This window comes from Mesorhizobium sp. M2A.F.Ca.ET.037.01.1.1 (assembly GCF_003998075.1).
Taxonomy (GTDB): Bacteria; Pseudomonadota; Alphaproteobacteria; order Rhizobiales; family Rhizobiaceae; genus Mesorhizobium.
The window spans coordinates 1-7,335 of the sequence record NZ_RZSA01000252.1 but is presented as its reverse complement, the minus strand read 5'-3'; the positions used below and the strand labels follow the sequence as shown (position 1 = coordinate 7,335).

The 7,335-nt window shown below is 63.9% G+C and carries 8 protein-coding genes; 3 read left to right on the top strand and 5 right to left on the bottom strand.

What is annotated here, in order from left to right; translation table 11 throughout:
* From EOA27_RS14785 to EOA27_RS14770, 4 genes are all read right to left on the bottom strand, one after another.
* A partial coding sequence (locus EOA27_RS14785) for an NAD(P)-dependent oxidoreductase (RefSeq protein WP_348639861.1) occupies positions 1 to 651 on the bottom strand: 651 nt, incomplete at its 3' end.
* Positions 652 to 688: 37 nt separating this feature from the next.
* A complete protein-coding gene (locus EOA27_RS14780; RefSeq protein ID WP_126081369.1) occupies positions 689 to 1,489 on the bottom strand; it encodes an N-acyl homoserine lactonase family protein in 801 nt (266 codons plus the stop codon).
* Positions 1,490 to 1,548: 59 nt separating this feature from the next.
* Positions 1,549 to 2,376 (bottom strand): SDR family NAD(P)-dependent oxidoreductase, encoded by an 828-nt coding sequence (locus tag EOA27_RS14775; RefSeq protein ID WP_210211603.1) that lies wholly within the window; start codon positions 2,374 to 2,376, stop codon positions 1,549 to 1,551.
* Positions 2,377 to 2,546: 170 nt separating this feature from the next.
* Positions 2,547 to 3,536 (bottom strand): LacI family DNA-binding transcriptional regulator, encoded by a 990-nt coding sequence (locus tag EOA27_RS14770; RefSeq protein ID WP_210211604.1) that lies wholly within the window; start codon positions 3,534 to 3,536, stop codon positions 2,547 to 2,549.
* Positions 3,537 to 3,744: 208 nt separating this feature from the next.
* Here EOA27_RS14770 and EOA27_RS14765 point away from each other — a divergent pair, with 208 nt between their 5' ends.
* Both EOA27_RS14765 and EOA27_RS14760 read left to right on the top strand, forming a co-directional pair.
* On the top strand, positions 3,745 to 4,227 hold the full coding sequence (locus EOA27_RS14765) for a hypothetical protein (RefSeq protein WP_127256570.1): 483 nt from the start codon (positions 3,745 to 3,747) through the stop codon (positions 4,225 to 4,227).
* Between the two features lie 17 nt (positions 4,228 to 4,244).
* Complete coding sequence (locus EOA27_RS14760) at positions 4,245 to 5,123, top strand: N-acyl homoserine lactonase family protein (RefSeq protein WP_126081373.1); 879 nt, start codon at positions 4,245 to 4,247, stop codon at positions 5,121 to 5,123.
* A gap of 45 nt (positions 5,124 to 5,168) precedes the next feature.
* Here the strand turns inward: EOA27_RS14760 and EOA27_RS14755 are convergent, their stop codons facing one another.
* On the bottom strand, positions 5,169 to 5,951 hold the full coding sequence (locus tag EOA27_RS14755) for an SDR family NAD(P)-dependent oxidoreductase (RefSeq protein ID WP_189343076.1): 783 nt from the start codon (positions 5,949 to 5,951) through the stop codon (positions 5,169 to 5,171).
* A 413-nt stretch (positions 5,952 to 6,364) separates the two neighbouring features.
* Here EOA27_RS14755 and EOA27_RS14750 point away from each other — a divergent pair, with 413 nt between their 5' ends.
* Positions 6,365 to 7,303, top strand: a complete 939-nt coding sequence (locus EOA27_RS14750; protein WP_189343077.1) for a sugar ABC transporter substrate-binding protein — start codon at positions 6,365 to 6,367, stop codon at positions 7,301 to 7,303.
* Positions 7,304 to 7,335: the final 32 nt, after the last annotated feature.

Below are 7,335 nucleotides of genomic sequence, written 5' to 3'. Positions count from 1 at the left end.
CTCAAGCATGACGTCCGGATCGAGCCCGGCCTTGGTGCCGAGCACGAGCGCCTCGGAAGCGATCGACAAAGCCGTCACCGACATCAAATTGTTGATCACTTTGATCATCTGGCCCATGCCGGGCTCCAGGCCGACATGGACCGGCTTGCCTAGCGTTTCGAGCACCGGGCGGATCGTTTCCATCGTCGCGTCGTCGCAGGCGGCCATCATCGCCAGCGTGCCCTTCTCGGCGCCGCCCACGCCGCCGCTCACCGGACAGTCGGCCAGCGAGATGCCGGCCGCCTTGAGGCCTTGCGCGACAAGGCGCTCCGTCCGCGGACCGGTGGTCGAGAGGTCGATGACGATGCTCGCGCCCTTGGCGGAGGTGAGCCCGTCTTGGCCAAGGCAGACGGCCTGCACGATCTCCGGCGTCGGCAGCGAAAGCAGGACCACGTCGCAGCGCTTCGCCAGCTCCGCGGGTGTCGCGGCCTTGCCGGCGCCCTGCGCGGCCAATGCCTCGACGGCGGCCGCATTGGTGTCATAGACGCTCACGCTATAGCCTGCCGCCATCAGGCGCTTCGCCATCGGCGTTCCCATCCTGCCGGCGCCAGCCAGCCCGAGCTTGAGATCAGTCATTGTCGTCTCCATACGATTTTGCGACGAACGCCCCAAGGCTTTCGACCATCAGGGGCGCCGATCAAAAAGGCGCTCACGGCGCTCCGGCGATCGGGTCGAGGTCGAGGCGCACGATGTCGTCCACGCCCGCCAGCGCCGCGGGATAGCGGGCGAGCACCAGCGGATCGTGGCCCGGGATGATGTGGTTCGGCGTGCTGGCGAGCTTCTTCATGGTGGCGTAGCCGTCCAGCATGTCGGTTGCGCTTTCCAGCACCGGGAAGGGCCGGTTCTGCTCGAAATTGGCGTAGAAATGCGATGCGTCGGAGCCCAGCACCACCCACCCGCGCTGCGTCTTCACCCGGATCACCTGCAGGCCCTTTGAGTGGCCGCCGACACGATGCACGGTGAGGTTCGGAGCGACCTCGGAGACGCCGTCATGGAAGGTCACGCGCCCGGCATAGAGCTTGCCGATCATGCTGGCCACGTCCTCATAGTCGAACGGATGCCTGAGATAGCTGTGGCACATGCAGCGTCCCGTGCAGTAGGCCATCTCCACGTCCTGGACGTGATAGCGAGCCTTCGGGAACAGCTCGTGATTGCCGGCATGGTCGAAATGCATATGCGAGATAATGACGTCCTCGACCTTGTCCGGATCGATGCCGATCATCTTCAATCCATCGCCGACCGGGCGCAGCAGATTTCGCTGGCGCCGGTCCGCGACTTTCGCGTCGAAGCCCGTATCGAACACGAAAGTGCGCGACTTGCCGACGATCGCCCAGACGAAATAGTCGAGCGGCATCGGCCCGTCATGCGGGTCGCCGCCGATGAAATTCGCTGCCGCGTTGCGGTCGTGGTGGCCGTAACGGATGGCGTAGACTTCGTACAATTCGTCCATGGATCGCTCCTCTAGACATTACTCTCGCGCAGGCGATGCCGGTCTGCTTCGACCCTAGCTCAACTTGCCAGCCAGCCTGCTTCGACCGGCAGTACCGATCCGGTCATGTCCCGGGCGATCGGCCCGCACAGGAAGACGAGCAGGTCCGAGATGCTCCCGGCCGAGACGAAGTTGCCGCCCGGCTGCTTGCCCTCGAGGAAGAGCCGCTCGGCCGCCGTCCGGTCGATGCGGCGCTCGGCCATTAGCCTCTCCACCCGTTCTTCCGTGCCGGGCGTCAGCACCGAACCCGGGCAGAGGCTGTGACAGGTCACGTCGCGATCCAGGTTCTCCAACGCCACGGCGCGGGTCAAGCCGAGGATAGCAGACTTCGTTGTCACATAGCCGACGCGATCGGTCGTTCCGCGCATGCCGTAGACGGAGGTAATGTTGAAGATCCGGCCGAAATTCCGGCTGCGCATGTTCGGGAGCAGAAGCCGGATGGCGTGGAACGCGGCGGAGAGGTTGACCGCCAGCGCCAGGTCCCATTGCTCGGTCGGGAACTCTATGACCGGAGCGAAGTGCCGGACGACAGCATTGTTGACGAGGATGTCGATCGGACCGAGCACCGACATCGCAGCATTGATCAGTCCTTCGACGCCCGATAGCGTCGAGAGATCGGCCTTGTGGTAGGCAACACGGGCGCCCGTCTTACGGGCGAGATCGTCGCGTTGCGCCTCGATCTGCTCGGCGTCTTCCAGACCGTGCAGTATTACGCCGCAACCGGCCTCTGCAAGCCTTGCAGCCATCGCCTGCCCGAGACCCGCGGTGGAGCCGGTGATCAAGGCGGTGCATTCGTTGAGCGGCTTCGCCCGGGTGGAGGGCGCTGCTCTCTCAGCTTCCTTCGACAAGCTCAAATCCTGTTCCGCCATTCTGCGAGCATTGCCAAGCCCCTCATTCCTACGATAGTCCGCCAGGCAGGCGACTGCTGCGCAGGTCTCGACTTTATATTGGTACCGGTAACAGAATGCAATCGCAGAAAAGCGGGGAGCCGTGTTGCGATACCGGTGCTCGGGGTGGGTCAGGTGCTCTCGCGCTGGATCACTTCGAACTTGAGGTCGACGACGCTGCCGCGCAGGTGATCGGCGCCGTCGATGATGCGGCTGAGCAGGATCCGCGCCGTCCGCTCGCCTATGTCGTAGCGCGGCAGCCGCAAGGTGGTGATGGAGGGGCTGACATGCCGCAACAGGTCGACGTCGTCGAAACTGGCGAGCGCGATGCGGCCGGGTACTGACCAGCCGCGTCGCTGGCACTCGAACAGCGCGCCGACGGCCAGGACTTCGCCGGCGCAGAAAAGCGCGTCGACCTCCGGCACGCTCTGCATTACCCGCGCGACTACTTCGGCGCCAGCGGCAAGGCCGCGTCCCGTTTCCAGGACCATGCGCGGATCAGGTTCGTGACCCAATTGCTTGAGCGCCGCCAGGTATCCCTTGAGGCGGTCCTGCGAGCGGTCATTATGCACGGAATAGAGGCTGGCGAAGGCGATCTTGCGATAGCCGAGCCTGCCCAGATGCATGGTCATCGCGTAAGAAGCATCGCGATTTGAATAGCTTACGACCATGTCGAGCGGCTCTTTGGGGATGTTGCCGTTCTCGACGACCGGAATGCCCGACTTGCGGATCTTCTCGATCGCCTGTGGCGTATGCTCGGTGCTGTGCAGGACGAGCCCGCCGACCCGGTGGCTGAGGAAGACGGTGATGAGCTCCTCTTCCTCATTGGGATCATAGCCCGATTCCGCGATCATCAGCTGGAAACCAGAGCGCTTCAGGACCTCTGACAGGCCCTTGATCGTCTGCGTGTAGATCGAGTTGTCGATGCTTGGAACGATCAGCCCGATGGTCGTTGAGCGATTCGAGGACAAGCTGCCCGCCAGATGGTTCGGCAGATAGCCGATCTCGCGGACCGCCGTCAGCACACGCTCGCGCATCTCCTCTGACACTTTGCCGGGCTCGTTCAGGACCCGCGAGACGGTCATGGTGGAGACACCGGCGCGAACCGCTACGTCGCGCATTCTGGCGCTGCCATTGCGTCTTTCTTGGTTCTGAGAGGATCGCCTGGGCATCTTGGTTACGCTCGGTCCGGCCGGGGCGCATCAAATCATTCCCTTATCGAACAAACAAGCCGTTGGCGCCGGTTGCAGCAATTCTGTTGTTACCGATATCAAAATCGGGTAATGCCCAAGCGAGGAGGACGCCGCGATGCCGGCGTGGAGGATTGCAATGGGCGTGTATTCCTGCGTCGGCGTGACGGAGCAGTCGCTGCTGCGCTATGCCGATTCCGCGCGTGACGCGCAGCAATTGATCAGCCAGACCATGACCCAACTGTCCGGCTACGCGCTGTTCCTGCTGACGTCGCGCCGCCAGGCGGCGCTGGCCGAGGGCGCTTTGGCTGGAACAAGACAGGCCGTCATGCAAGCGGCAGAAGCGGTTCGCGGCCTGCAGGCGCCAGAGCCGGCCGCGCACCACTACCATCACATGCGCGGTGCGGCCGAGACGCTCATGGAAGCCTGCGCCGCGGCGACGGCGTGCCGCGGGGCGCAGGACAGGTCGGACAGACGGTTCGACACGCTGACACGCGCACTTCGCGCGACGAGCGACCATCTGCGGGCGACGTCGCGCCTGTTGCCCGGCTTCGAGCTCATCGATTTCGGACAGGCCTGTTGCGCCGTCCACGCGCCGGGCCTGTCCGGGCAAGGCATCTAATCAATCAGGAGGATTGAATGGCACACTACTCGATCTGGGTGCTCGAATACGCGGCGGTGGAGAAGTTCCCCTTCAGCGTCATGATGTACGGGCCGCAGCACCAGGGCACGCGCAAGCTTCCCTATGCCTACGCGCTGCTGAAGGGCGGTGGCGAAACCATCCTGATCGATACCGGCTACGACCATGTCGCTTACGGCGAGCAACTGGCCACCGCCTATGGCGTCTCGAACTATCACGGTCCGCGCGCGGTCCTCGCCGAATGCGGCGTGAAGCCGGAGGACGTGACCAGCGTCTTCATTACCCATGCCCATTTCGACCATATGGGCGCCATGCATCTGTTCCCCAACGCCAAATTCTACGTCCAGAAGAGCGAGTTGGACAAATGGGTGTGGGCGCTCACGCTCGGGCCGGAATACCGGTTCCTCGTCGGCGGCGGCGATCCGGCCGATATCGTGCGAGCGGTCGAGGCGGCGAAGGAAGGTCGCATGATCTGCATCGATGGCGACCAGGAGAACGTGCTGCCGGGGATCGACGTCCATCTCGCCGCCGACACCCACACTTATGGCAGCATGTATGTGACTGTCCGCAACGACGGCACCAGCGCCGGCGAGGATCGCTGGATCTTCGCCGGCGATCTCATCTACACCTACGACAACCTGACCGGGCTCGATCCGGCAGCGCCGCAGATCGTGCCCATCGGGCTTGCCGTCGGCAGCCAGCACAATCTGATCTTCTCCAGCGCCGAGATGCTGAAATCGGTCGGTGGCGAGGTGCGCAGGGTGATACCGGTGCATGAAGACCGGCTACGCACGACATTCCCGTCGCGACTGACGGACAAAGGTCTCCAAGTGGTGGAGATCGCCCTCGCCAAGGGCGAGAAGAGCTGCGTCGCCTGAATGAAGAGGAACAAGGCTGGGGGCTGTGCCCCAGCCTTGAAAGCGTCAGAGCTTGTCGGCGCCCGCGACGAAGCCGCCGCCGTCGATCACCACGGCCTGCCCGGTGATGAAGGATGCGGCGTCCGATGACAGGAAAAGCACCAGCTGCGCGATTTCGGACGGGTCGCTGATGCGGCCCATCGGGATCATCGGCAGCACCGTGTCCTTGGCGCTCTGCTCGCTGCCGAACATGCCGCGCAGCAGCGGCGTCATCACCGAGCCAGGCGCGATGGCGTTGACGCGGATGTTCTTGCGCGCGACTTCCAACGCCACCGAGTTGGTGAGGCCGATCACGCCCCACTTGCTGGCGCAATAGACCGCGGTCGTGGCGAAGCCGATGACGCCGAACAGCGACGAGGTGTTGACGATCGCGCCGCCGCCCTTGGCGGTCATGTGCGGGACCTGATGCCTGAGGCCGTTGAAGATGCCGCGCAGATTGACGTCCATCAGCAGGTCGTAATCTTCGTCATCGAGCTCGTGCACTGGCGCGGTCTTGCCCGGGACGCCGGCATTGTTGAAGGCGATGTCGATGCGCCCGAACCGCTCGAAGGCATGCTTGTGCAGGGCCGCCATCGCCTTGCTGTCGCGAACGTCGACTTCCTCGAATTCGATCTCGACGCCAAGCGGCTTGACCTCTGTCTTGAGGCTTTCTCCGGAGTCCGCGCCGATGCCGGAGACGTAGAGATTGGCTCCGGCCTTGGCGAAGGCCAGCGCCGTTGCCCGCCCGATGCCGGTCGTCCCGCCGATCAGGATGACGTTCTTGCCGGAAAAGTCATAGGTCACTTTCATGTCTGTTCCCATCTCGCTCGAGCTGTTACGCGCTCGCGGCGCTCTCCACTTAGACCGCCTCAGCCATAGCCCTAGCCTGATACCGATAACAAGAAAAATCAGCTTGGCAACGTGAACTCGTCCATTTCAAATCGCATGTGATGTCGCAACGGCGAATTTCTCGGGCGGGTTGACGGCGGCTATTGCCGGTCTGCTAAAACTGCCATATGGTACCGGTACCAAGATCAAGCGGCAGGCGCCTCTGTCTCATGTTGGCTCGTGAGAGCCGCAGCGGAGGGGTGCATGCAAGCGGCCGGCAGGGGTGCCCGACGGACACGGCGAAGCCGGTGTCCCGGCGCCCCTGGTCGGAGTCCGAGGAGAGGGAACGGTCGGTCCGCCATGGGCCGGCACCAACGGGAGAGGAGGATTCCCAGATGAAAAGGCTTTTGCTTGCCTTACTGACCGCTGGAACGATGATCGTTTCAACTGCTGTGCAGGCGCAGGACCACAAGACGCTCGGCATCGTCGCGCTGCTCGCCAATGACGCGCTCAACATCGCGGTCATCGGCGGGGCGACGGACGCAGCCAAGGCAGCCGGCTGGGACGTCAAGGTGACCGACACCCAGGCGAGCGCCGATCAGGCCAACGCAGCGATGAACAGCTTCGCGGCCCAGCATGTCGACGCCATCTTCGTGCTGGCCTTCGCCAGCAGCTCGATCGGCTCCGGCCTGGCGGCGGCGCGCGACGCGCATATCCCTGTCGGCACTTGGGGTGGCGAGATCGTCCCCGGCATCGTGGCGACGACCAGCGGCCGGCAGGTTGGCGACGATTCGGTCAAGTATCTCCTGGAGAAGGCCGGCGATAAGGCCAATGTCCTGGCCATGACCTTCCATCCGGGCAAGCTTTGCATCGACCGCGGCATGGCCTTCGACGAAGGAGTCAAGGGCAAGTCGGGCGTCAAGGTGGATTACAGCGAAGTGGTCGCGCCCGGGCAGGTCCAGTTCGGCAACGCCACGGCCGCGGCCTGGCTGACCGCGCATCCGGCCGGCGGCGACACGCCGCTCGCCATCTGGTCGTGCTGGGACGAGCCGATGCAGGGCGCCGTGGCGGCGCTGCGCCAGGCCGGGCGCACCGATGTGACGACAGTGTCGATCAACGGCAGCGCCCAGGCCCTGCAACTGGTCAAGGAAGGCGACATGACGGCCACCGTCTGGCAGCCCGCCTATCAGGAGGGCAAGGAAGTGTTCCAGGCCATTCTCGACTCCATGAAAGCCGGCGATTCATGGCAGCCGAAGACCATCGAGATCCCCGGCGTGGTGGTGACCAAGGACAATGTCGACAAGTTCATGGCCGAACACCCCAATGGCATGTAAGACATACAGGCTGAGCCGCTCCGCGACACGGA